The organism is Microcoleus sp. MON2_D5 (assembly GCF_036701905.1).
In the GTDB taxonomy this organism is placed as follows: domain Bacteria; phylum Cyanobacteriota; class Cyanobacteriia; order Cyanobacteriales; family Microcoleaceae; genus Microcoleus.
Map to the genome: position 1 here is coordinate 1 of NZ_JAUBRM010000021.1, position 26646 is coordinate 26646.

At 45.7% G+C, this 26646-nt stretch carries 19 protein-coding genes; 8 read left to right on the forward strand and 11 right to left on the reverse strand.

The genetic code is table 11. The annotated features are described in order from the left end of the window. Both QUA47_RS09830 and QUA47_RS09835 read left to right on the forward strand, forming a co-directional pair. Nucleotides 1-882: transposase (locus QUA47_RS09830; protein ID WP_333430624.1), on the forward strand; the 882-nt coding region annotated here is incomplete at its 5' end. A gap of 17 nt (nt 883-899) precedes the next feature. Next, entirely contained in the window at nt 900-1223 is a 324-nt protein-coding gene (locus QUA47_RS09835; RefSeq protein WP_333430625.1) for a hypothetical protein, read from the forward strand. A gap of 112 nt (nt 1224-1335) precedes the next feature. Here the strand turns inward: QUA47_RS09835 and QUA47_RS09840 are convergent, their stop codons facing one another. From QUA47_RS09840 to ruvB, 11 genes are all read right to left on the reverse strand, one after another. Further along, nucleotides 1336-1902: a diheme cytochrome C gene (locus tag QUA47_RS09840; protein WP_333430626.1), complete on the reverse strand. Its 567-nt coding sequence runs from the start codon at nt 1900-1902 to the stop codon at nt 1336-1338. A 20-nt stretch (nt 1903-1922) separates the two neighbouring features. Next, nucleotides 1923-2831, reverse strand: a complete 909-nt coding sequence (locus QUA47_RS09845) for an MBL fold metallo-hydrolase (RefSeq protein WP_190656940.1) — start codon at nt 2829-2831, stop codon at nt 1923-1925. 524 nt (nt 2832-3355) lie between these two features. Further along, nucleotides 3356-3868 carry an inorganic diphosphatase gene (locus QUA47_RS09850; RefSeq protein WP_333283632.1) on the reverse strand — a complete coding sequence of 171 codons (513 nt, stop codon included), beginning with the start codon at nt 3866-3868 and terminating at the stop codon, nt 3356-3358. 66 nt (nt 3869-3934) lie between these two features. Further along, on the reverse strand, nt 3935-4123 hold the full coding sequence (locus QUA47_RS09855; protein WP_333430627.1) for a hypothetical protein: 189 nt from the start codon (nt 4121-4123) through the stop codon (nt 3935-3937). Continuing rightward, a complete protein-coding gene (locus QUA47_RS09860) occupies nt 4120-5499 on the reverse strand; it encodes a serine/threonine-protein kinase (RefSeq protein ID WP_333430628.1) in 1380 nt (459 codons plus the stop codon). Before QUA47_RS09860 ends, QUA47_RS09855 begins: the two co-directional genes overlap by 4 nt. A 145-nt stretch (nt 5500-5644) precedes the next feature. Beyond that, a complete protein-coding gene (locus QUA47_RS09865; RefSeq protein ID WP_333430629.1) occupies nt 5645-6952 on the reverse strand; it encodes a serine/threonine-protein kinase in 1308 nt (435 codons plus the stop codon). A 160-nt stretch (nt 6953-7112) separates the two neighbouring features. Next, nucleotides 7113-7661: an inorganic pyrophosphatase gene (locus tag QUA47_RS09870; protein ID WP_333430630.1), complete on the reverse strand. Its 549-nt coding sequence runs from the start codon at nt 7659-7661 to the stop codon at nt 7113-7115. A 453-nt stretch (nt 7662-8114) separates the two neighbouring features. Next, complete coding sequence (locus QUA47_RS09875; RefSeq protein WP_333430631.1) at nt 8115-11324, reverse strand: GAF domain-containing protein; 3210 nt, start codon at nt 11322-11324, stop codon at nt 8115-8117. A 602-nt stretch (nt 11325-11926) separates the two neighbouring features. Further along, nucleotides 11927-13681: a DNA repair protein RecN gene (gene recN, locus QUA47_RS09880; RefSeq protein ID WP_333430632.1), complete on the reverse strand. Its 1755-nt coding sequence runs from the start codon at nt 13679-13681 to the stop codon at nt 11927-11929. Between the two features lie 109 nt (nt 13682-13790). Then, nucleotides 13791-14354, reverse strand: coding sequence for a Uma2 family endonuclease (locus QUA47_RS09885; protein WP_333430633.1), 564 nt, complete (start codon nt 14352-14354; stop codon nt 13791-13793). Between the two features lie 12 nt (nt 14355-14366). After that, a complete protein-coding gene (ruvB, locus tag QUA47_RS09890; protein ID WP_006634589.1) occupies nt 14367-15455 on the reverse strand; it encodes a Holliday junction branch migration DNA helicase RuvB in 1089 nt (362 codons plus the stop codon). A 74-nt stretch (nt 15456-15529) separates the two neighbouring features. Here ruvB and QUA47_RS09895 point away from each other — a divergent pair, with 74 nt between their 5' ends. The 6 genes from QUA47_RS09895 to QUA47_RS09920 all read left to right on the forward strand — a co-directional run bounded on the left by QUA47_RS09895 (nt 15530) and on the right by QUA47_RS09920 (nt 26552). Beyond that, nucleotides 15530-16069 carry a hypothetical protein gene (locus QUA47_RS09895; protein ID WP_333430634.1) on the forward strand — a complete coding sequence of 180 codons (540 nt, stop codon included), beginning with the start codon at nt 15530-15532 and terminating at the stop codon, nt 16067-16069. 181 nt (nt 16070-16250) lie between these two features. Further along, a complete protein-coding gene (locus QUA47_RS09900) occupies nt 16251-17099 on the forward strand; it encodes an ABC transporter permease (protein WP_445302499.1) in 849 nt (282 codons plus the stop codon). 134 nt (nt 17100-17233) lie between these two features. After that, nucleotides 17234-18646, forward strand: coding sequence for an ABC transporter ATP-binding protein (locus QUA47_RS09905; protein ID WP_333430635.1), 1413 nt, complete (start codon nt 17234-17236; stop codon nt 18644-18646). A 15-nt stretch (nt 18647-18661) separates the two neighbouring features. Beyond that, nucleotides 18662-20161 (forward strand): methyltransferase, encoded by a 1500-nt coding sequence (locus tag QUA47_RS09910; protein ID WP_333430636.1) that lies wholly within the window; start codon nt 18662-18664, stop codon nt 20159-20161. Between the two features lie 42 nt (nt 20162-20203). Beyond that, nucleotides 20204-25564, forward strand: coding sequence for a glycosyltransferase (locus QUA47_RS09915; RefSeq protein WP_333430637.1), 5361 nt, complete (start codon nt 20204-20206; stop codon nt 25562-25564). Continuing rightward, complete coding sequence (locus QUA47_RS09920) at nt 25521-26552, forward strand: class I SAM-dependent methyltransferase (RefSeq protein ID WP_333430638.1); 1032 nt, start codon at nt 25521-25523, stop codon at nt 26550-26552. The genes QUA47_RS09915 and QUA47_RS09920 overlap by 44 nt, the downstream gene beginning before the upstream one ends. Nucleotides 26553-26646: the final 94 nt, after the last annotated feature.

The window sequence follows — 26646 nt, forward strand, 5'->3', positions numbered from 1 at the left end:
CCAAGAACCTACCGTAATCTAGCAAGAAAAGACTACTTAGCAGTAGCGAAACAAAGACGACCCACCCGCAATAAAAGAAGACAGGCAATTAAAAAACAACTTCAATACATCAAAAGAAACCTAGCTCATATTGAACAGTTAATCGATTCAGGTGCGAGCTTAGAAAGTCTGAATAAAAATCAATATAAAACCTTGCTAGTCCTCACAGAAGTATTTCGCCAACAACAATGGTTATTTGACAATAATAAACAGAGTATTGAGGATAGAATAGTAAGTTTGAGCCAACCCCACATTCGTCCCATAGTCAGAGGAAAAGCCGGAAAAAGCGTAGAGTTGGGAGCAAAACTATCAGCCAGTTGTGTTGATGGATATGTATTTTTATACCGGATGAGCAGGGATAACTTTAACGAATCAGGGGACTTAAAAGCACAAGTAGAAGCTTATTATAGATTTACAGGATATTATCCCGAGTCAGTTCATGCAGATCGCATTTATCGTACAAGAGCAAACCGAGCGTGGTGCAAAGAAAGAGGAATTAGGCTCAGTGGGCCCCCTCTAGGAAGACCCCCAGCAAATGTGAGTAAATCGAAAAAGAAGCAAGCATTGGAAGATGAGAGGATTAGAAATGCAATTGAGGGAAAGTTTGGGCAAGGCAAACGCAGATTTAGTCTCGATCGCATCATGGCAAAACTTGATAATACTTCACAGACAGCTATTGCTATCACTTTTTTAGTCATGAACCTTTCTACCTGGTGGCGCCGGGTTTTTGGCGTGTTTTTATGCCGCTGGCGGAAAACAATGCCCATTTTTGGCTCTAATATAATCTGCGCTTATAAGTTGCTCAAATTGAGGCAGGAAAAACTCATCTTTAACTCGGCTTGAATATTCTTTAACTCTGCTTGAATATATCCCTCGCTCCTGTTCTTAGTTTGCGCTCGATTATTCAGCAAGCCCTATCTAGTTATTACTGTGCTAGCAGAAGATTTGATGAGGCAGACTATCGATTTCAGGAAGCCATATCTCCTTACCTTGAATTCTTTGATAAAGAGGCAATAGTGTTTTTGATTGAGGGAATTGAACAAAATGATCAGGTGTATGGGCGCCGAAAAGCAAAAGAAGAACACAAAGAAATCAAGAAAAAGCTTTTTCAATTACACGGACAGGAATTCGACTTGAACCCTTACCCAGATTTCAAGAAAAATGTGATGGAAGATGAATGCTAAGTCAGCTAACTAATCAAAAAATCTCCTCATCCACCTTCGGGGGATACACCCACGACCCAATCAGCCCGCATAACGCCCCTACTCAATAGTTTGTGGAGAAGTCCTGCACTCCCTACGGAGAGTTTTGCCACTCGGCGGTAAGCTTGCGGAAATTGTATTGAGACGCGCCGGGGTGACAAGTAACGCAACTGCTGATATTTGCGGGTTGTGGCAGTTTTACTTTGGGGTGCAGTGCTTTGAAATAGCGAGAACTGGCGACTCGGTAGGCGAGTTCTTCGTCTTTGGCTTCGGAACGGGAAAAAGTTTGCAGGTAGTTCCAGACTAGCAGGCGGGGCGGGTCTACTAACAGTTTGATGGTTTGTCCGTAGTGTTGGGAATCTTGCAGCAATCGGCGCCAGGTTTCTGTAGGTAATACTTGCGGCGGTAAAGCGATGTGACAGGTGGCGCAGTTTTCTAGGTACAGTTGCTGTCCGAGTTGGTAGCGTTCGGGAATGCGATCGACCGTACCAGTATCCTCGATCGAAGACACCTGAGCAAGTCGCGCGGGAGTGCGAGAGTAGGCAGTCTGAGCTGCAACCCATCCGCCACAGGTACAGCAGATAATTATCAACACTAGCAACGTTGAGTAAAGCCCCCGCAAGCCTACTCTGCGACGTTTGCGGGGTTTTTCCTGTTTCATAATTCTGAATTTATTTTTGGTTAAATCACTGGTATGCTCATGCCTTCGCGGGCTAAGCAGGCATTGGCGAACGTTGCCTGCACCTCTGCTTCGACTCGATCGAGAAAATTGTCGTCGTGGCCCGGATCGTGGTGAAACATCACGATTTTTTTGACTCCAGCAGCTTTCGCTACTTCTACTCCTGCTTGCCAAGTCGAGTGTCCCCAGCCGACTTTCGGGGTTTTGAAGTTGTAATACTCTTCGTTGGTGTAGTTGGCGTCGTAAATCAGCACGTCGGCGTTGCGAGCTAGGTGTACCACGTTCTCGTCGAGGCGATCGGGAAAATGTTCTGTATCGGTGCAGTAGACGGCCGTGTGTCCCTCCCAGGTGACTCGATATCCGATCGCGGTGTTGGGATGGTTGAGCAGTGCTGTTTCTATTTTCACATCGTCGAGTTCGAGAATATCCCCAGGCGTCAAATCGTTGAATTTGAGGTCTGACTGCATCACTTGGATGGGGACGGGAAAATTGGGGTGCACCATTTGGTCGGCAAGACGGTGTTTGATGGTAGTGCCGTTGGGGGCGATCGCACCGTAAATGTGAAAGCAGTTCCCCGGGATAAAGGCGGGAGTAAAAAACGGAAACCCTTGAATGTGATCCCAGTGAGTATGACTAAAAAACATATGGGCTTCCACTGGCATTTGCCGCAGCAAGTTTAAACCCAGAACTCGCAGGCCCGTACCGCCGTCAAAGATCAGGCGTTTTTTACCCAAGCGCATTTCTACACAGGAGGTGTTACCTCCGTAGCGAAGTGTTTTGGTGCCGGGGGTGGCTATGCTGCCCCGCACGCCCCAAAACTGAACGACAAACTCGGTCAAAGGACTATTTTCCATTGTGGCTTTGCGATCGGAAGGCTGTGGATTGGGTAGAGAGGGTGCGGAATCTGGCATTTTTTTTAGTTTTGGCGGCAGGAACTTGGGAGTTGAAATCTTAGTTTTTACTTTTTAGTTTTTAGTTTTTAGCAATCTGTACTATAATCAAGCGCTTTATCGGGAAACCATCCGAGTGCCGAACACTTGGGCTGTTAGAATTCTCAACCTTACGGGTTGGTGTAGGAGATGTCACGCTTGAGAGATTATTTTTTGCATCATGCGGGCTGCCCGGCGTGTTCTGTGTTCTGAGATTAAGATAGCGCCGATCTATCTAAGTGTTAGGGTAAAATTTCCTCAAACGTAGAACGCATTCCCCAGGGGTATAATTTGCGCTTAATCTTACTCTAGGAGTAGTATTTTTTTCAAGATTGGGGCTGGGGCTGGGTTTTGAGGAATGCCGTTCCGGTGACTCGGCATTCACGACTGATTTGACCTTCTAGCTACCCGTTCCTCGACTGCATCCTTAGACCGGCAGCGGTTGCCTTAAGTTCGGCCTCCTGAGTTTTTAGTCGGGTTGTAGTCGAGGAGTGCGGGCTAGGGGCTTATTTGCGATCGGCTGCGATGCACTTTTCCACTAAGGCCATGACTTGATCGACATCTTGCCAACCCTGAATTTCCGTGACTTTTTTCTCCAAATTTTTGTAGGTTCTAAAAAATTCGGCAATTTCGTCCAAGCGGTGGGGGGCTACGTCTTTGAGGGACTTATAGTGAGCGTAGCGCGGGTCTTTGTCGGGAACGCACAGGAGTTTTTCGTCCCTGTCGCCTCCATCGATCATTTCCAGCATTCCGATCGGACGGGCTGCGATTATGCACCCTGGAAATGTGGGCTCATCCATCATTACCATGCCGTCGAGGGGGTCGCCATCATCGGCTAAGGTATTGGGTATGAAGCCGTAGTCGCACGGATATTGGACTGAGGAAGAAAGCACCCGATCGAGAGCAAAGGCTTGCAAGTCTTTATCAAATTCGTACTTGTTTTTGCTACCGGCGGTAATTTCGATGAGGACGTTGAGCAGTCCAGGTTTCGGCTGTGCCGGAATTAGCGATAAGTCCACAACAATATCTCCAAGTTAACAGATGATTGGGATGAGTGCTACTTGCCAAATCCCTTTGATAGCATTTTACGGGCGATCGGGGCCGACGGTTGCATGAGATTGACCGAAAGCGGACGAGGGCGATCGGGGTTGCACAATTTGAGGATGATGCTTGTGGGGTGTCCCACCTGCGTGGCAAATACACTGGACGGGCGGGACGCCCATCCCACAGTTTGAGAGGGGAATGCTTTGTTTGGGCGAGGGAGATATTTTCACATCGATATCTTTTTTTTACCGTCTGTCAAAGTTCTTTGAATTTTCAATCCCAACCACTGGCTTAGTTCTGTTGCTAACCACTCGATTTCTAATTCACTTAGTCCCTGCTTCACTCCTAGTTGATATTTTTGGTTGTCGGTTTGAATAATCATCTGAGAAACTTTGTATCCAATTTGTTGAATTTCCAACTGGCAAATGTCCGGTCTGGGGGCTGCCTTGGAATTATTCCATCTCAATCCGAGCAGATGGCTGCTATAGGAGATTTGCTGGCGATCGATTCTGAGACGCATTTCCCGAAATAGTGCAAATAAAAACATTACTCCTACCGCACCTAAGAAAGTTCCTGATATTATTATAAATAATTGGTGATTTATCGCTAACTGAGCGGTAAAAAAAATCCTCTCTATAAATGAGGTATTACTCGCCCCTACCGCAGCCGAAAGCAGGGTAATTAAACCAAAACTGATTCCTTGTGGCGGAATTACAATTTCTATAAACTCATAATTTTTTGTTAGTTTAATATCGCTGTCTGGTGGCTGTACTGTCCTAAGACTTTTGTCTATCGGGCGGGGACTTTTGAGTGCTCGCAATGCTTCGCCAGCCGAAGATAACCTTTTTTCCAAACTAGGTTCTGTCATCCACTCCAGCCAATCAATTAAATTAGAATTTAGCTGCGTTACCCGATCGGCAAATTGAATTTTCAAATCCTGCTGTGACAGTTCGGTGGGATGCAAACCTGTGACCAAATAAATTAAAGTTGCACCTAAACCGTAGAGGTCAGAAGCCGGAACCGATCGCCCGCCAAATTGTTCCGGTGCCATATATCCGTAAGTTCCCACTACTGTAATTGTGCCGCCAAATTTTGCCGCTTGGTTCTGCACCGAACCGAAATCAACTAAATAAACTTGTCCCACCGAGTGACCGGATCTGCTGTGCAGTAAGATATTGCTGGGTTTAATATCGCGGTGAATAACAGGCGGATTTTGTTCTTGCAAATAAATCAAAATTTCTAACAGCGATTTAGCTAATTCTTTCACCTCGCTTTCGCTAAAAGTACGCCCCGATCGCAAATGGTCTTCCAAAGTTTTCCCCTCTACATAAGTCTGTACCAGGGCAAATCCTTTGCTGTCTGGTTCGTCAATTTCCAGGTAGTCGAGGTAGCGAGGAATTGCTGGGTGATCGAGTGCTTTTAAAGTTTCCGCTTCCCGTTCAAATAGCTTGAGGTCTTGCCATTCAAAATCGCTGCCGAGGAATAGCTGTTTGATGACAACTAATTCTTGAGTTTGTAAGTCACGAGCCAGCAGCGTTTGGCGACCAGTTTGTTTTCCTAGTTGTCGCTGCACTTCGTAGCGTTCTGCTAATATTTTGCTGGTCATGTTTTTTTACATTAATTTGAATTTGAGGTTATCATCGAAACCCAGAAACCGGGTTTTTACAAAAATACTTCGTTGCAACCCCAACATTCGCCAAAAAACCCGGTTTATTTGCTCGGAGTGAGTTCAGCGCTCTCTAAATTTTAGATTACAGTCCACTTTCTTTTTGATACCACCGGGCAATAGACTTGCTACTTGCCCCCATTGACAGTCCTGCAATTAGCGACGGTGCAAGCACGAAGAGAATCTGACCACTCAAATCCTTTAGCGTATTCAAACCCATTATCCGAAAGAAGACGATGCTTGTCGAGGTACATAGTACAATACTAATTCCAGTTAAAACCTGTCGGTGAAGTTTGGGATTAGTTAGGGGAAAAAACCACAAGCGCGTCACAATCCATACGATTATTCCGTTCCCCAACCCCAGCAGCAAGCCGAGAAAAAGACCGATCGATCCTCCGACAATTGTCCCCAGTACCGGAAAAATAAAGGTGCTGTAAATTGCTGCACAAGCTGCTACAGCTAGGGCTCCCATCCCAATGCTGCGGTCGATCGCATTGTCGAACAAGCTAAGGGTAGTCACGGTTTTTCCCTGTCTCAATGTCTGGGAATATTTACTTATTTGCTGCGGTTTTTCTAGAACTTCTTTTGCGCTCTCGGCTGAGGTGGGACGGCGTTCTAAACTGGGATGTGTCATCCACTTCAGCCACTTGGTAAAACCTGGACTCAGTTGGCTGAATTGCTCGAATTCGATCTGCAAATCTTTCTGCGGTAAATCGGCAGGATGCTGCTTGGTAATTAAGGCGATTAATGTTGCTCCCAAACTGTACAAGTCGGAAGCGGGAACCGCCCTCCCGCCAAATTGTTCGGGCGGCATATAGCCATAAGTTCCGACAACGGTGACGGTTTTCCCTTGTTGCGTTGCTAGAGTTTGAACTGCACCGAAATCGACTAGGTAGACTTCCCCGACGCTGTTGCCCGATCGATTCTTGAGTAAAATATTGCTGGGTTTAATGTCGCGGTGAATCACCGGGGGCTGTCGCTGGTGCAGGTATCCGAGGATGTCTAATAATGCTGTTGCTAATTGTTTGACTTCACTTTCGCTGAAGGTGCGGCCGTCAGAGAGATATTCTTGTAGGGATTTGGCTTCGATGTAACTCTGAACTAGGGCGAATCCTTTGCGGTTGGGGGTGTCGATTTCAAAGGAGTCTAGATATCGGGGAATTGCGACATGGGATAGGGATTTTAAGGTTTCGACTTCTCGCTCAAACAGTTTTAAGTCTTCCCAGTTAAAGTCGCTGCTGAATGAGAGGAGTTTGACTACTACTTGCTGTTGGGTTTTTAAGTCGCGGGCGAGTAAGGTTTGCCTTCCTGCTTGCTTGCCGAGCCGCCGATCGCACTGATAGCGATCGGCTAATATTTCTTTTGACAAATCGCCGATGTTTTGTCCGCTCATGTTCTCTTGCCCTAGAACCGATTACACCTAGTGTAGTTGACAAAAGTGCAATAATCGGAACTTTTCGGGCTACAGCAAAAAACTTTTTCTGTCAAAGAGCAACCGCCTTTAAGAGCCAGCGATCAAGCACCATAAAGACGCCCCTGAGTTAAGCTTGAATTTAATTTTGGATTTGCTTGTAAATTGACTGCACTACGTCGAGCAGGCTCAAGACTTGCTGCCATTCGGGGGCATCGGGCTTGTAGCTTTTGGCGCGCTGAGTTTTCAAACTGTGGTGCAAGAGGGAAAGCAGCGCGTCTGGAGACTGTAAAGAATTGTCATCTTCATCTGTTGGGGTTCCGGCTGCATTTTCTTCGATGTCTTCTTTAATTTTTTGTGCTCTATCGGCGAGGGCTAAAGATCTGCCTGCAAGGTTTTCCGGCATTTTGGGCTGTTCCGACAAAGACGCGCTGGTTAGTTCTACCAATAGTTGACAGACTCGATCGACCCATTCGCGATCGTTTACTGAAAAGGAACCAGATTTGAACACTTGCCCGTCAGGTCTTTGCTGAATGCTTTGTACCTTCTGGATCAGAGGGATAGCCTTAACAGTGATGTTTTCCGGGATTCTGGGGATATCTGACAGGGAGCTCCGAGCAATCTCCAGCAATAGTTGGTAAACCTGATCTACCCACTCAACATCTCCCGATTGCGAATTCCAATTATTCATAACTGACGCTAGTGGTTTTCTATATCTAAGACTAGAACATTGATTATCTGCGAAGGAAGCTCTTTTTAGGAGCCACTAACGCTATTAAGACTTACGCGGGCGGTGTGAGAAACCCGGTTTTTGAGCGGATGTTTCGTCGCCTTTCTCCAAGATTTTTCTCAGAAACCGGGTAACGCTGCCGCCAGTCATAACTATTTTTAAGCGCTTCAAATAATAGAAGTGCTAAGTTTGTTGCGGTAGGTAGTGCGAACGAAACACGTAGGGCGAAACCCCGGCATCTCGCTTGCAAATTCAAATCCGGTTATATAACCATAATACCTGTTGGAGCTTATTTACAATTACCTCAATAGGATATTCAGGTTAATAGGTGGTGGGGTGGGAGGCGCACCCCCCGATCGCGATTGCCCCACCCGGAACCCTGGCGCCACCGCGAGGATTTGCTGTGGGCTACTGCTATTTTTCTGTGAGATTCCACACACCATCCCAGTTGAGTACATCTGAAAACGCATGCTGAAATAACATACAGCGATCGACGTGCAATTTAGCTGCCTTGTTTTTCGGGTCAACATCCAGAACGGCCTTAAATTCGCCTTCAGCGTCTGTAAAGGCTTGCTTGGCTTTTGGTTCTAAGGCTTTCTTAAACTCGCTCAGCAGTTTTTTCACCCGATCGAGTCCCAGGTTTTCAAATTCCTCATCTAACATTTCTGCAACTGTCTCGCAGGCCCGACTTTTAATTTTCGCCTGCAATAGCTGCCTGATCTCTGCGGGTTTCAGCCTCTTGATTTGGGGATTTGATGGTTGTAAGATGTCTGCTTCCAAGAGCTTTTTGACTTCGCCTTCTTGCAAGTATTTAATATCGTCTGCTGATAGCGGCTTGATTTTTGCTTGCAGCAGCATTTTGGCTTCGTCTTCCGAGAGGTTTTTGATTCCTTCCAATTTCAGCAGTTGGATTTCTGTCTGCAACAGTACGATGAGTTTGTCTGCTTCGGACAGGTTTTTGGGGTCGTACTCTGACCGCTTTTTCAGTTGATATAACAGCTTCCTTAGTTCGTGTTCCAACTGTTGCTCTAGATTGTAGGACAGTTTCTTAATCTCTGCCTCCGGCATTTCGGCGACATCCTTTAAGATGTTTTTCACCTCACTTTCTGAGAGTCTTTGGCTGACTGGAGTTTTGTAATGTTCGCGCCCCTTGGTGTAATGTTCTACAATTTTTTGCTGTGTTTCGGTTAGTGACTTGCCAACGGGCGAGTATCCCTCGCGGATGCCGATGAGTTCGTAAACGATTACGGGTTCGCTTTTGCCTTTGACAGTAATAAAGTCGAGTTCTCGCACGTACAGCCGATCGGCATAATCTCTGTAAGTATTGTCGCTGATGATCAAGTCGGTGCCGTATTGCTTGCTGGCGCCTTCTAAGCGAGAGGCGAGGTTTACGCCGTCTCCGATCGAAGTCAATTCCATGCGTTTGCTACTGCCGATGTTGCCGCTGACAACTTCATCGGAATGCACGCCCATACCGATGCCGATCGGCAGTTCGCCATTTGCCATACGCTCTTGATTGAACTCTGCCAGTTTTTCCCGCATTTTCACGGCCGTTTGCATCGCGCACCAAGCATGATCCTCTAGGGGCGCTGGAGAGCCAAAAACTGCCATCAGAGCGTCGCCGATGTATTTGTCGAGAGTCCCTCCGTACTCGAATACGACATCTACCATCACTTCAAAATATTTGTTTAGCATCACTACCACTTCTTCGGCTTGCAATTTTTCCGTAAGTGTGGTATAGCTGCGAATGTCTGAGAACAGCACTGAAACGTTTTTGCGCTTACCGCCCAATCCAATATCCCCTGAAGCTAACAAAGCTTCGGCTACTTCAGGCGTCATGTAACGATACATCAAGTTCTTGACTTGCTTGGCCTCGCTAATATCTTCCATGACGACTAACGCGCCGTTGACCTTGCTGGGGTCGATCGCATCCGTCATAGAATTTATCGAGAGATTGATACTCTGCGGTTTCCCTACACAGGATACCAAAACTTGATCGGGGTAATACTGCTGGCGATCCTTATCGTCTTCGGGAGACAAAGACGCATCAAACCACTTAGCAAAATCGCCTTTTTCTAACTTAATTAACTCGCGCAAAGATTGACCTTCGGCTAATTCGGCATCGCTGACACCCAGTAATTTTGTGGCACTGGGATTGGTCGCTACTATATGGCCTTTTTTATCTGTAGAAATCACGCCGTTAGTCAGGGCGTGCAGCATATCTTTTTGTCTTTGTTCTTGCTGTTTGACTTCTGCAAACAGTTTGGCGTTTTGCAAGGCGACTCCTGCTTGGATATTAAACGCCTTCATAAATTCCATGTCGCTGCGATTGAAACTCGCTTTCCATTGTTCGGGGGCTTGGGGCCAGTTTTCGGGGTTGTAGGGGGGAAATTCTCCTTGTTTTTTTTTGTTCATTAATTGAGTAACTGCGATCAATTTGTGATCTGCATTAAAGACTGGCATACAGAGCATACTGCAAGTACGGTAGCCAGTTTTTGGATCCACTTCTTTGGCCATTTCAGCGCGAGGATCGTCGTACACGTCAAAGGGAATCAACAGCGGTTCGCCGGATTCGGCCACGATGCCTGCAAAACCTGCTGTTCTGGGTATGCGAAGTTCTTTCAAGCTGCCGGCGAACGGGATTTTCGTCCACAGTTCGTCTTTCTCTTCATCGATCAGCCACAGGGTGCTGCGATCGGCGTTCATGAGTTCTTGGGCCTGATCCATCACCCTTTTTAGGGTATCTTCTAAGTCTAAACCGCTCTGAGAAAGAGCGTTGACGGCGTTCATCAGCGCTGTCGCGGCCCGTTGTCTTTGAGTTGCTGCGTAGAAAGATTTAGAAGACTCTAGAATTAGGCGAATCGACGGGGCAAATTCTCGAAAAACTTGTTCGTCTTCTTGAGTAAATCCTGCCTTGTCAATCTGTGATTCTAAAGTACCATAATGTTGGTGGTTGGGTTTGAGTTTATTAATCAGTTGAACTACTGCTACTAACTCTCCTGTTTCTTCGTTGAGCAGGGGCATCGCCAGCATTGTATAAGTGCGATATCCATTTTTTTCGTCAAATTTTTGGGCGTTAGCCGATCGGGGGTCGTTATAAAAATCATAAGGAATGTTCACCACTTTTTTTTCCGTGGCTACTTCTCCCGCAATGCCCACATGGGCGGGAACTCGGATCTCTAGACTTTTGCCATTTTCGTCTTTAGCGACGATCGCCCAGAGTTCATTTTTTTCGTCGTCTAATAAATATATCGTGCTGCGATCGGCATTTAGCAATTCCCCGGTTTTGAGGGTAATCGACTGCAACATTTCGTTAAGGATGGCGTCGAATCCCTGCGCGTCAAGAATATTGTCCAGCATTCCCAGGGTTTGATTGACAACCTTAAGTTTCTCTTCTACTTCCTTAACTACTTCTGTAAAGCTTTCCTTATTTAGGAGATCGAGAACACCGGATAATCCTGGACTTTTGGCAAGAGCGCTACTGCTAGAGGAAGGCTGAGAATATTTTTCCTGATGGTTTTCACTGACAACAGTAAAATCATGGTTTTCACTGACAACAGTGGCCTCTACTGTCACTGTCGTGTTGTTTTCCATAGCTGGCAGATTGGGAGATGCAGATTTCATAGACCTTTACAGAATCTTAAGCGTAAGGGTTAGTCTCTAAGCTAGGAGAGCGGGCAAGTTCATTAGTGAGTCACCTGTCGCACAAAACTCAATTATGTGTGAAAGTATTTCCCAGTTTACAGAACTCCGGCCACAGGCCAAGGGAAATTCAGTTGGCCTTGCTGCTGAACGGAGGGTGGGAGAGTAACGAGGCTATGGGAGTGCTGCAATCTTTTTAGAGATCGCGAATGTTGTTTAAATGGTTTATTAACTGATTTTGACATTGTGCGTACCTGGTTTAAGTAGGTTCTGCCGATCTTTGAGCCGATCGCCTGCAGGAACATGAATGCGTACTGCTGGGAGGACTGCTGAAAGAGGGATGGCATTGTAGGACTATCGGCAATTGTGACACCACCAGTTGCTAGTGATGTGTGCCCTTCTCTACACAATTGTGGTTTTTAACTAGAATTTCTCTCAATTTTGCTGCTCTTAGCTTTCATCCCGTAACTAAACTCACGGGGCTTTCAGCTTTTTTTTGTAAAACTTGCGGTTGCCATTTTTAGTGTAACCTCCGGATCGGAAAAACTCCGCCTTTTAACCCCACGATCGGCTTGAGGGTCAGCTTAGGGTTTGGCAGACTGAGTTTGGCGCAATCCGGCGGCTTCGACAAGCAGGGATTCGGCGAAGGCGATGGCTTCTGTTGCTGAGCGGCCGCTGGCGAGTTGGGCCAGTTCTTCGCGCCGCTGCTCACTGTTGAGGGCGGCAACTCTGACTACTGTACGTTCCATTGGTTCGGAGTGGGCTGCGGCTTCCTCGATACTTGGTTCTGCTTCGATCGTCTGTTTGTTGACGCGAAAATGAAAATCAGCCATCGCAGCGATCAGCGGCTGGTGGGTGACGCAGAGAACTTGGTGTTTGTCGGAAAGTTGGTAGAGTTTTTTGGCGATCGCCCCGGCGACTCTCCCGGAGACTCCGGCGTCGATTTCGTCAAAAATCAGCGTACCGGCGCTTTCTATTTGGGAAAAACAAGCTTTGATGGCCAGCAGAAAGCGGCTCATTTCTCCCCCGGAGGCGATCGCGCCCAGAGGTTGCAAAGGTTCGCCCGGATTGGGGCTGAAACAAAAGGCGATTTGGTCGGCACCGGTAGCGGTTGGGGTACAAGGCGAGATTTCGACTTGAAACTGCACTTTTTCCATTGCTAACGGCTTAAGTTCTCCTACGAGGTGCGTTTCTAGTTTGAGGGCTGCTTCGCGTCGCAGGGTGGTGAGGTGGTTGCAAGCCTCTTTTAATTGCTCTAAAGCGTTCTGATATGCGAGTTCTAATGCCTCCATTGACTCGCCTCCTTCTAAAAGTTCGTTTAGTTCGTTTTGAATGCTTTGGTAGTAGGCGATCGCTTCTTTAAGCGGCCCGTATTTGCGACAAATTTGTTTGAGTTCGCGAATCCGATCTTCTACTTCTTCGAGTCTTTCGGGATCTGCTTCTAATTGTTCGCCGTAGCTGCTAATTTGCCGGCTGGCTTCTGTGGCTTGAGCTAAAGCATCGCTGACCATTTCTAGGATTGGTTGCAATTGCACATCGTAAACCGCCATGTCGCTTAAAATTACTTCGGCTTTGCTCAACAAGTCGGCGGCTGATGCGGTGTCGCCGTCGTTTTGGTACAGGGCTTGGTGGACTTGGTAACTCTGCTGCTGCAATTCGACGACGTGGCCGAGCCGGATTGATTCTTGTTCTAGCTGTTCGAGTTCGTCGGCGTCCTCGATGTGGGCTTCGCCGAGTTCTCGGACTTGGTATTCTAACAAATCAAGTCTTTGCAGTCGCTGCTGTTCCGACTGACGCCTGCGTTTGAGGGCTGTTTTGGCGTTGTTGGCTCCCAGCCACGCGGAGGCGATGATCGATCGTGCTTCAGTAAGCTTTTTGCCGCCGTATAAATCGAGCCATTCTCGCTGGAGGGTTTCTTGTCCGAGGTGGACGGTTTGGCCTTGGGCGGTAATTTCGACCAGCCGATCGCGCAGTTGATCCATTAACTGGCGGTTGACGAGAATTCCGTTCAAGCGCGATCTGGTGCGTAGAGCACCGCTTGATGCGTTAATTTCCCGGCTGCAAACCGCTAAATTTCCGTCTATGGGTTCGATTTCTTGCTCGCCCAGCCACAAAGCTGCGGCTTTGTCCAATTCAAAGGTAGCTTCCAATATTGCCCGCGCTGCTCCGGTGCGAATCGATCGGCGATCGACTTTCCCGCCCAACACTGCATCGATCGCATCTAGGATAATCGATTTGCCGGCCCCGGTTTCCCCTGTAAATACGTTCAAACTCGGGCCAAAATCTAGATCCAGGCAGTCAATTAAGGCAAAGTTTTCTATTCTGAGGGATATTAACATGGGGAATTTGGAATTTGGAAATTGGAATTGGAAATTGGAATTAGTAATTAGTAATTAGTAATTAGTAATTGGGAATTGGTAACAACTGTCAACTGGCAACTGACTTCGGCTATAGTTTCAACCACCCAAACAAATCTCCTACCGTCAGCCGCAATTCTGCTGCCCAATCTGGAACGGGCAACGCTTCTTCGGGTTTTGCTAAAATTTCTGGTTGCTTTCCAGGGGAATAAATTAAGATCGAGCGCACCATCGGAGCGATCAGCCAACCCATTTGAGTGCCGTTTTTCAGACAGTGTAAAATATTCCCAGTTACTTTAGTTTGACTCTGCCCTGGAGACAGAATTTCAATTGTCCAATCTGGGTAAGTTTCAAATACATTAGCAACATCCCCATTTTCATCAACTGGTATTCTTTCCCAAGTAAATACTGTGACATCTGGCACGATTGACCTGCCGTCAAAAGTACACCGCAATTCAGGAAAAGCTAAGGCAATTTTCTGAATCTTAACAGCGACATTGATGGCTGGGACTAATTCACCTTGAATCCGGCTATGTTTTCCTTGTGGCCTAGGTTTTTGGATGATTTGACCGTTGATATATTCGCTAGCTGGTTCGGTTTCTGGCAGTTTGAGAAACTCGGACAAAGTTAGTGTTTTTGTTTGTATTTGTACCATTTTTTACTCCTTTTATTCCATAAAACCCAAATGTTTTCTAGCAGCCAGAGTTACCATTCTGCCCCGACTTGTCCGCTGCAAAAATCCGATTTGCATTAAGTACGGTTCGTATACATCCTCAATGGTTTGAGTATCTTCTCCTGTCGAAGCTGCGAGAGTTTCTAAACCCACCGGACCACCGTTAAAGTTCTCAATCATTGCTGTCAAAATCCGTCGATCTGTCCAATCTAAACCCAGCGGATCGACGTTGAATAATTCCAGGGCTAGTGAGGCCACTTCGGCATCAATTGGCTTTAAGTTTTTGACTTCGCTGTAGTCTCTAACTCGCCGCAGCAAACGGTTAGCGATCCGGGGCGTTCCGCGAGCTCTGCGGGCAATCTCTATGGCTCCTTCAGGAGTGATTTTAGTGTCGAGAACTTGGGCGGTTCTTTGGACAATTAGACTGAGTTCGTCTATTTCGTAGTAGCGCAATCTTTGGATCAAGCCGAAGCGATCGCGCAATGGAGATGTCAGGGACCCAACTTTTGTGGTTGCTCCTACTAAGGTAAAGGGTTTCAGGGGAATGCTGCGGATTTTGGCACTTTTGCCTTGACCGATCGTAATATCTAAGCGGCAGTCTTCCATCGCCGGATAGAGGATTTCTTCTGTAACTTTAGATAAGCGGTGAATTTCGTCGATAAACAGCACGTCGCCTGCTTTGAGGTTGATCAGCAATCCGACAATATCTCGCGGTTTTTCTAAAGCTGGGGCGGTGGTGATTTTGCATTCAACTTCCATTTCTGCTGCTAAAATTAGCGACATTGTGGTTTTGCCCAACCCTGGCGGCCCGTATAGTAACAGGTGATCCATCGGTTCGCCGCGAGATTTGGCGGCTGCAATTGCGATCGCCAAAACTTCTCTCAAGTCTTTTTGCCCGATGTATTCAGCTAACCGCTGGGGTCGGATTTTGTCGTCTTGTTTGCTGTTGATTTCGTCGGGTAGTTCTTGCGATTCTAGCAGCGATTCCGCCTCGGGTTTGGCGACTTTTTTGCGACGGGCAGGGGCTATGTCTTCAGGTAGATTTGGGTCGGGGGGCTGTTGTTTGGAGGAGATAATAGCCATATTTATTTGCGATCGGGCAGCGGGAAGTGTTTACAATTGTTGTTAGCAGAATCTTTAAAATTATTAAGTTCGTTATGAGTATTCCCTCTTCTTTATTAGCATCGGAAAGCATAACTTTTGAGGGGGCGATCGAGCTGACTCAATCTTTACTGTCGTTCATGGAGGCTAATCGACTTTTACAAGCCGACATCCAGCAAGCTGTTACATCTCTGGTGAAAACACAGAACGGTGCTAGGGGTTTTTTTGTCACCTATCTAACGGATGATCGACAGGAGCCAGATCACCCGTCACCCGGAGTAGTCGAGGCGCTGCGATCGGCTCCTGAGATCGTAGCAGAACTGCTGGTGAAAAATTTGGCGATGTCGGCGGCAATGGTTGTGCATCATTCGCGTCAGCAAAAGGAGGAAATGGCGGCCGATTCTGCTAGAGTGCAGGAGCGATCGCGCAATTTAATTCAAATCCTGCAAATGCCAGCCTGTCAAACTATAGCGTCGCAAATGCTAGAAAGTTTGCAGGGCGCCAACGGCAAGTATGAAAAATTTTTCCAGCGGTGGGGCTACGACGACGAGCAAAAACTAGCGATGGATTCGGCAGTTCGATCGGCGATCGGCTAAAATAACCTCCCAAGGAAGAGGAAAGAAGAAAGAAAGAAGAAGCCGAAGCTAGGGTGGCAGATCCTTGATCAAAGCGGCGGGGCTGTGGAATAATTGCGGTTTAACAAAAGCTGCACAATTGTAGCTTGAGTTGATTTAGGTGTGAAGGTAGTGAACGAGGGCGAAAAAATTGCTGAGAACGGTGAAAGGAGTTGCCCAAAAAGCCCGAAGGCTGGGCCGGCGGCGGCAGGCAAGTAGCCAGCGGTGGGCCAAGCTGAATCTGCTGGCAACATTGGTGCGCCGGGACTTGGAAGCTCAATACAAAGGCTCGATTCTGGGCAATTTGTGGCCGCTGCTGAATCAGCTATCGCAATTGGTGATTTACACATACGTATTTTCGATCGTCCTCAAGGTAAAGCTCAGCCTTGCAGGCTTCCCGGAAAACAGCGACATTACATTTGGAGTCTGGCTGTTTGCAGGTTTGTTGCCTTGGAGTGCCTTCACCAGCGGTTTGATCAAGTCGGGAGTATCGGTGGTGGGGCAGCCGAATTTAGTGAAAAAAGTGGTATTTCCTCTCGGTTTGCTGCCGCTAGTGCCGATTTTTACAGCTTTTATTGAAAGTTCTCTGGGTTTAGCAGCTTTGATTGTGATAGTAGTAGTGTCGTCGCAAAAGCTCAACGCTACTTTATGCTTGCTACCGCTGGTGTGGGTGCCTCAGTTGCTAATCACAGCGGGCTTGGGGTATTTGACAGCGGGCTTGACTGTATTTTTGCGAGACATTCCTCAGACATTAGGTGTTATTCTAAATTTTTGGTTTTATTTGACGCCGATCGTCTACCCAGCATCAATAATCCCCCAAGAGTGGCGGGCGTGGATATTTTGGCTAAATCCAATGGCCGCCATCGCGGAGGTTTATCGAGACCTCATACTGCTTGGAGAAGTTAAGCATTGGGGCGAATGGGGTGTCGCCACGCTAATTTCTGCTGCTATATTTTGTGGAGGTTTGGCGGTTTACCGGCGTTTGCGTCCCGCTTTTGCTGACGTGCTGTAAATTTGTTTGAGATCTATACTCAATCTAAAATCTAAAATCTAAAATCTAAAATCGATTGTGCTGTAAATATGTTTGAGATTTCAAGTCAATCTAAAATCTAAAATCTAAAATCTAAAATCGATTGACTGCCGCCAATGACAGAAAATGTAATTTCACTAAAAAATGTTTCCAAATGCTTTAAGCGGTACGATCATCCAGGAGACCGCTTAAAGGAAATTATTTACCCCAGCAAAAAACTGGCTGACGAATTTTGGGCCCTACACGACATCAATCTGGAAATTCCTCAAGGACAAACTCTGGGAATCGTCGGTCGCAACGGTTCGGGAAAAAGCACTCTCCTGCAAATAATTGTGGGGACGCTAACGCCTACCGCAGGAAGCGTGGAGGTTAAAGGGCGAGTCTCCGCTTTGTTGGAACTCGGAAGCGGGTTTAACCCGGAATTTACCGGGCGGCAAAATGTGTTTTTTAACGCTCAGTTACTGGGGTTCAATCAAAAACAAACTGAAGAAAAATTTGACGATATAGCTGCTTTTGCTGATATTGGGGATTTCATCGAACAGCCAGTCAAAACTTACTCTAGCGGTATGTTTGTCAGGCTAGCTTTTGCTGTTGCGACTAGCGTCGAGCCAGATATTTTGGTGGTTGACGAGGCGCTTTCGGTGGGCGACGAAGCTTTTCAACGCAAGTGTTTTGCCCGCTTGCAAAGCATTCAGGAAGGTGGCGGAACAATTTTATTTGTTTCTCACGCTGCTACTTCTGTGGTGCAACTTTGTACGTCGGCTATTTTAATGGATAGCGGTGAATTGCTGCTCGCTCACACGCCGAAGGTGGTAATTTCTAAGTATCAAAAGCTGATTTATGCCGATCCGGATCAGGTTTTGGGGTTGAAGTCAGATATTCGAGCTCTGAACCAACTGACAAAACAGGAAAGTCAAGACCACCTTCAGGAGGCTAATTTAGAAAGCACAAAGAGGGAAGTTAAACCGGAGCAACATCTCTCTAAACCCAAGGAATATTACGATGAATTTTACGATCCGGGGATGATACCGTCGAATACGGTAAGGTATCCGTCTCGCGGAGCGGAAATTATCAACCCCCACATCAAGACGCTGAAGGGAAATGTGGTAAATCACTTGCTAGGCCGTCAAGATTATATTTATACTTACTCGGTCACTTTCTCGCGGTCAACTTCCAAGGTTAGGTTTGGAATGTTGATTAAAACGATTAGCGGTTTTGAGTTGGCGGGTGCTTCTTTGAAGGCTTCTACTCAGTCAGTTAGGTATGTGGAAGCGGGAACGACAATTGTAGTTAAGTTTCAGTTTAAATGTTTGCTGAATCCCGGGGTTTATTTTCTGAATGCTGGGGTTGTGGGAACGGTTGATGGAGATTTAACTTATCTGGATCGCTGCGTTGATGTGGCGATGTTTAGAGTTCAGTCTTGTACTGAGTCCTGCGGTAACGGCATCGTTGACTTGCTGATAGAACCGTGTTTAACTGTTGTTAATGCTGATTCTATAGTGAAAGAGCAGTCAACAGAGGTTATCTAAAATTCTGTAAAAACAATGAGCGATATCAATTTAGATTTAGTCGAAAATCCCGTAATCAAAGCATTTATTCAAGATCAAGCTAAGTTTCCCGAAAATTTTAAACTGAATATCTGCGAAGACGATGAAATGTATTTGTTCAGCTTGAACAACGTCAAAGACGATCGCGATCGGGCTTTGGTGCGCTATTATTCGATCGGGCGTCGCATCTTGGATACGGTTAAACAAGTTGTGGAATGGCATTTTGGCAGTTTTGAAAATGTTCCCTCTTTTCTAGATTTTGCCTGCGGTTACGGTCGATTTACCCGGTTTTTGATTCAGGAAATGTCGCAGGAACAAATTTGGGTTTCTGATATTTATGCTAACGCGGTTAAGTTTCAAACGGAATACCTAGGCGTCAACGGTATTGTCTCAACGGGAGAACCAGAAAATTATTTAATTGACCGAAAGTTTGACTGCATTCTGGCTAATTCTTTTTTCAGCCATATGCCGGAAAGAACTTTTACAAGTTGGTTACAAAATTTGTATGATTTGTTGACTCCTAACGGCATTTTGATGTTCAGCGTTCACGATGAGTGTTTGCGTGCAGCTAATACAGAAATGCCGGCCAAGGGTATTTTGTTTAGTCCTAAAAGCGAAAGTCAGTCTTTAGATAAGGAGGAATACGGCACAACTTATGTAACTGAAAAGTTTGTGAGAGAATGTGTCGAGAAAGTTAGCGGAGGCAAAGCTTTTGTTCACCGCCTCAAAAAAGGCATATGCAGGTTTCAGGATTTGTATGTTGTAACAAATGAGTTAGTTAGAGATTTTTCGGAGTTGAAATTCCATCATCATCCGGAAGGATATATTGATGTTGCTGCTTTTACGAATAAGGAGAATTTGTATCTGGAAGGATGGGTGGCTGATGTGAATTTAGACGGTCGAGTTGAGGAGCTGCAAGTGCTGGTAAACGGCGAGGTTGTACAGAGGTGCGAGCCTTTTTACGATCGCCCGGATGTGGCTGGATATTTTGAAACTGATGGGGCTTTGCAGTCGGGTTGGAGGTGTTATTTACCAAAAAACACCGTGGCGCTGGAGGATGTGTTAATAGTCAAAGCAATCAATAACTACGGTTGGCAATGGATACTGGAAACTTGCACGGTTAAATCGCTGGTTAAGCAAAGGCAATCGCAGTCTTTGTTGGGGTCTACTCAGACAAAACTCAAATTACTCGAAACTCAGTTAGCTTCGGCTAAGATAGAAGGGGAGCAAAGCCAAAGTGAGTTAATGATTACTCAAACGAAGTTGGAAGAAACTCAAACTGAATTAGTTTTAGCTCAAACGCAGTTGGAGCAAACTCAAAATCACTTATTATCGGTGCAAATGCAGTTGGATAAAACAGAAAATGAGCTAATTAATTTTAAGCAAAAACTAGAGCAAGCGAACAGTCGGGTTTTGGCAATGGAAAGCAGCAAGTTCTGGAAGATCAGAAGCGCGTGGTTTCAAGTCAGGCGCTCCCTGGGCTTAGCGGGAGAGTAGCGAGTAAATTTGGTGTGGGAATTAGGGCGAGGGAGAGAAATTGTGAGTACAAATGACAGCAAACCGTCGGTTTTTATTGTTACCGGAATGCACCGTTCCGGTACGTCTTTAACAGCTTCTTTGTTTCAGAAAGTCGGGGTTGATATTGGCAAAAAGTTAGTGGGCCCGGCCGACGGAAATGTGAAAGGTCATTTCGAGAATGTTGATTTTGTGGAGTTTCACAAAAGTGTTTTGCGATCGCACGGTATTGATGAACTCGGCTGTACGTTTGAAAAAACGATTCCGGTAGCAGCGGAATACGTGGAAATCGCCAAACGCGCGATCGATCAAAATCAACAAACTCACAAACATTGGGGTTGGAAAGACCCGCGAACAGCCCTTTTTTGGGATTTTTGGCTGACTTTGCTCCCCGAAGCTAATTTTATCTGTGTTTATCGATCGCCCTGGGAAGTAGTTGATTCCCTTTACCGCCGGGGAACCGATGTCAGCTTGCTGCAAAATCCCGAAATGGCAGTAAAAATGTGGATTCACTACAATCAAAAAGTTTTAGAACTTTACGAACGTTTCCCCGAGCGCTGTCTCCTAGCCAACGTTTACCCCATCGGCAACACTCCTGAACTTTTCCTCGATCGAGTCAACGAAAAATTTAATGTTAACTTAGGTGCCATACCGGGCGACAATTTTGAAGAATCTTTATTAGTCAACGATATTGTCAAAAGTCACAGACCGAGTTTAATAGAAAAATATTTTCCCGAAGCATTAGAACTATATGAACTTTTGGAAACCCAAGCTGGCAATCTCAGCAGCGAATCGAAAGGTGCGATCGATCAAGTTATTCATTTCCCAGCCTCTCCAGGCTGGCCATTTGAAGATTGGCTAAAAATCCGCTTGCTAGAAAAACAGCAAAAAACTAGGTCTTCTGAACTCAAACAGTGGCAAGAAGAATTTCACCAGGCCCAGGCGAAAGTGTTGGGATTAGAGACAGAATTAGGAGCAACTCAAGTACAGCTTGCAGGCAAAGAATCAAATTTTCAAGAAGCTTTAGCAAAACTCCTCGGATTAGAAACAGAATTAGGACAAACTCAGGTACAGCTTGCAGGCAAAGAATCGCAATTTCAAGAAGCTTTAACAAAAGTCTTAAAATTAGAAGCAGAATTAGGGCAAACTCAGGTACAGCTTGCAGGCAAAGAATCGCAATTTCAAGAAGCTTTAGCGAAACTCCTCGGATTAGAAACAGAATTAGGACAAACTCAGGTACAGCTTGCAGGCAAAGAATCGCAATTTCAAACAGCTTTAGCGAAAGTATTAGAATTAGAAGCAGAATTAGGGCAAACTCAGGTACAATTTGAAGAGACTGAATTTATATTGCAGCAAAAGTTAGCTGAGTTACTTCAGTTAGAAACAGCACAAAGTCAAACTCAGGAAAAATTAAAGGATACTCAGGAAAATTTAGAACAAGCCCGCCAGGAAAATGAAAAATTTCGTGCAGAACTTGCTATAATTAAGTCTTCAATATGGTGGCAAGTGAGAGAAAAGTTGTGGGAAGTTCAGCGCAAAATCCGCGACTTGTTCCCTAAATTTATTTTTTCGTTAGATCAACCCACTACTTGGCAAGTTTGCGATTCCCACCTGCTAATTGTGGGCTGGGTTTTTCACAAAAAAAGAGAGACTACAGCAGTCCGGGCTAGAATTAAAGACCAGAGTTTCGCAGGCGTTTACGGCCTAGACAGAAGTGATATAGCGCTAGCACACTCTAATATTCCGGCTGCGAAGAAATCAGGTTTTACAATTCAATTGGAAGCCCCTGCCGGACGGCACGAAGTGCTACTGGAAGCGCAAGATGAGCGAGGTAAATGGCATTTGTTGGCAGCTTATCCGTTGTTAGTTTCAACGATTCAAGCATCGTTAGATGTACCGGTGGTGTGGGAACAGCGTCAGGGTCAAATTTTGTTTGCAGGTTGGTGCTGCCACCACGATCGCAAAATTGCTAAATTAAGCTTGTTGTGTGGCGATACTTCTGTAGAATGCGCCTACGGTTTGCGGCGAAAAGATGTCGGCGAAGTGTTTCCCGACTGGGTTAACAGTTCGGAAAGCGGTTTTGAGGCCCTTGTCGATTTGCCTCCGGGCGAATGGCACGTTTCTCTGCAAGCTGAGTTAGAAACCGGGGAAATTTTGTCTTTTCAAGCGCCGAAAATATTGACTGTGCGGCGCTACCATATTTGGCAGCGAAGTGCTGATAAATTTGAGGAGTTATCAAGGTTTACAGCCGCAATCCAGCAGCGGGCGAGGGAAAGAAAACAGCGTCTGGGCAGGATTGTGCCGATGCCTTGGGAAATTGTGAAAGTGCTCCGCCAGTTGGGGAAGATTTACCGACAGCAAAAACAGTTTACTGCGCCGGGAGATTTGCTGCCGCCTGCGGGTTTTGTGGTGCCTCAACCCATTGATAGATATGACGCATGGCTGGGTGTGAATCAGTGGAACGATCGCGCGCGCGATTACTTAATTTCTCGGTTAAAATCCTGCCGGGAACCCCTGCCAAAAATTTCGGTAGTAATGCCAGTTTACAACCCGCAGATAGATTTTCTCGAAAGTGCGATCGACAGCGTAATCAATCAAGTTTATCCCAACTGGGAACTCTGCATTGCCGATGATTGCAGCACCGAATTTACTGTTGCTGATACTTTGAAAAACTGGGTTCAAAAGGACGATCGTATCCGCATCACATTTCGTACAGAAAACGGCAACATCAGCGCAGCAACCAACAGCGCCGCCGCCCTCGCAACAGGCGACATCATCCTGTTTTTAGACAACGACGACGAACTCACTCCCGACGCATTAGGCGAAGTCGCCTTATATTTTGCCTCACATCCAGCCACAGATTTTCTCTATTCCGACGACGACAAAATCGACACTAAAGGTCGCCGCTTCGCCCCGCAATTTAAACCGGAATGGTCGCCGGAACTGCTGCTTTCCTATATGTATCTCGGTCATTTGTGCGCCGTGAGAAGACACATTTTTGAACAAATAGGCGGTTTGCGGATAGGTCTTGAAGGCTCGCAAGATTACGATTTTGCATTGAGAGCAACCGAAATTTCTCGCCACGTCGCGCACCTGCCGTTAGTGCTGTATCACTGGCGAACCGCACCCGGTTCTACAGCCATATCTGGGGCCGCGAAACCTGCCAGTTTTGCCGCAGGTCAAAAAGCCATTCAAGATGCACTAAACCGTCGCCAAATTAACGGCAATGTCGCTCAGCACGCATGGGCTATTAAAGAAAATTTGGGCATATTTTCCCAGGATTTCCCGGATAATGGCCCATCAGTAACGCTAATTATTCCTACTAAAAATCAGTTTAAATTGCTGAAAGCCTGTCTGGATTCTCTAGAAACTACAACCTATAAAAATTATCAAGTTTCTGTCATCGACAACGAAAGCGACGACCCTAAAACTCTGGAATATTTAAAGCAATTAAATTGCCGAGTTTTGCATATAAAAAATCCTGGTGGTAAGTTTAGTTTTGCAGCAATTAACAACCGCGCTGCCGAACAAGTTGATAGCGAATATGTGTTGTTTTTGAACAACGATACTGAAGTAATTAACCCGCGCTGGCTGAGTCAAATGGTGGGATACGCTCAAATCCCTGGCGTGGGTGCTGTCGGCGCGAGGCTGTTATATCCCGACGGCAGAATTCAGCACGCGGGCGTAATTCACGGGCTGCATCACGGCTTGGCTGGTCACGCTTTTAAGCTGATGAACAGCGAAAATCGAGGCTATCTGTCTCAAGCGATGGTAACGCGAAATTACTCTGCGGTAACAGCAGCTTGCACGATTACTCCGCGTCAATTGTTCTTAGAATTGGGCGGTTTTGATGAAGAGAATTTTGCTGTTGCTTACAATGATGCAGATTACGGATACCGACTGTTAGAACGGGGTTATCGGTGCGTATATTGTCCCGATGCGGAGTTGTTGCACAAAGAGGGAACTTCTAGGGGTTTTACCGACAATCCTCAAGAAGTGGCGGCTTTTAGACGCAAGTATGCGGGGAAAAAGGACAGTTTTTACAGTCCTCACTTGTCTTTAGAAGATGAGTATTTTCATATTCAACCCCGACGGGTTTTTATGAAGGAAGAAGGAAGTTCGGCCACGGATTCTGTAACGGATGTAACGGATGTAACGGATGTCAGGAATAAGGAAGAATTAGAATTTGCTGAGTGTGGTTTGTTACCAGTAGCAAACAGTTCTATCCACCCTATCAAAGTTTTGATGTGCAGCAATTCGCTGGATTTCACTGGTGCGCCGCTGCATCAGTACGAAATCGCGGTGAAATTGGCGGCTGAGGGTGTGATTAAGCCGATCGTACTTTGCACAACCGAGGGGCCTCTGCGTCAAGCTTACCAACAGCAGGGAATTGAAGTAATTGTGCGCGACAATCCTCTCGAACACATCTACCAGCGCGATGCTTATGATGAAGCCATCCGCAGTTTTAGCACAGAAATTGCAAGTTTAAAAGTAGATACAATTTATGCCAATACTTTAGAAAACTTTTTTGTAGTTGATGCGGCGCGCCAAATCGGAATTCCTGTGGTGTGGAACGTCCACGAAAGCGAACCTTGGCAAACTTATTTTAACAGGTTTGGTTCTGAGATTGCGGCCAGAGCTTTAGAGTGTTTTCGCTTTCCTTACAAGGTAATTTTTGTGGCGGATGCAACGCGGGACAGGTATTTGCCTCTCAACAGCCACCACAATTTTACCGTGATTCACAACGGTTTAGATTTGAGCAAACTCGAAAATTCGCAGAATTCTGAATTGGCTAGAAAAACTTTAGGTGTTGCAGCGGAAGATGTGGTTATTTTGCTGCTGGGAACGGTATGCGAACGCAAAGGCCAACAGGATTTAGTTAAGGCACTTTCACTTTTGCCAAACAAATGGCACAAAAAAATTAGGTGTTTTATTGTGGGCGATCGCCCGAGTATTTACAGCAATAAATTAGCCGATTTGGTGGGGGAATTGCCAGAAGAGTTGCGGCAAAGGGTGACAGTAGTCCCAGAAACTGGAGAGACGGCCAAATATTACAAAGCGGCTGATATTTTTGTTTGCACTTCTCGCGTTGAAAGTTTTCCGAGAGTGATTTTGGAGGCGATGGCTTGCGATTTGCCAATTATTACAACGCCTGTTTTTGGAATTAGAGAACAAGTGCGGCCGGGAATTAATGGTTTGTTTTATACGCCCGATCGTCCGGAGGAATTAGCAGCCTCATTGAATAGTTTATTGGAGGATAAATATTTGCGTCAGCGATTAGCAGAAAATGCTAAATATGTGTTAGAGTCGTTGAATACTTTTGCAGAAATGACTGAAGCTTATGGTCAATTTTTTAGAGAAGCTTATTTTACTCCTAAAAACTAATCGTTCAAGATTCAATGGTAAGAAAGTATGGCGTAAAATTTCGAGCATCAGGGAAGAGAACACCTCAAATGAATTAACAGCTAAAATTTACTGGGAGACTAACCCAACAGCCGCCATTGGGAAGCAGGGTTACTGGTTGTCTAATCCGATTATTGAAAAAGCTATAAACCATCGGCTGTCAGGTGGTAAGACTCAAGGTTACTGGCTAACCTGGTTAATCAATAATTTTTTCAAAAAGCGACGGTTTGATAACCTGTTGTCTATGGGTTGTGGTGTGGGAAATCACGAAATCTTGAGGGATAAATTAGGATTTGTCAATCAAATTGATGCCTTTGACTTTTCAGAAAAATCTTTAGAAATTGCTAGAAAAGATGCTGCCGCAGCAGCAGTAGAAATTAATTTTTATCAAGACATTTTTAATTCATTTAGTATTGATGATAATAAAAAATACGATAGAGTTTTTTGCTCAGGTTCGCTGCATCACGTCATAAAACTAGAACGATGTTTATCAATTCTTTGGAAATGTTTAAAACCAGATGGATATTTTATTGTCACTGAATACATAGGAGATTGCTACAATATATATAATCAAGCTCAAGTGGATTTGATTAATCGCATTTACAAATGTTTTCACTACACGCTAAGGTCTGGAACAACTGAAAAATTTTCGAGTCCAAGTATTGAGAAAGTATTTACGAGAGACCCTTCAGAAGCAGTCCGGTCAAAGCTGATACTTCCGTTTTTAGAATTCTACTTTGATGTGGAAGTCTTGAATCTAGCCGGCGGGGGGTTGCTTCACGAACTTTACCCTTTGTTAGATCACGATCAACTTTCAGACGGAGAACCCAAGAGTGAAACGATCGTCAAGTTATTGCTGGAGATTGAACAAATCTTAATGGCTGTACCCGGAGGACTATCAAGCGATTTTTGTTTGTGTATTCTGAGAAAAAACCAAAAACAGAGGAGAAATCTTTGCGTCAGCGGTTAGCATAAAATGCTAAAGATGTGTTAGATTCATTGAAGATTTTGGCAGAAATGACTCAAACTTACGGTAAAATTTTTCTAGAAGCTTATTTTATTAA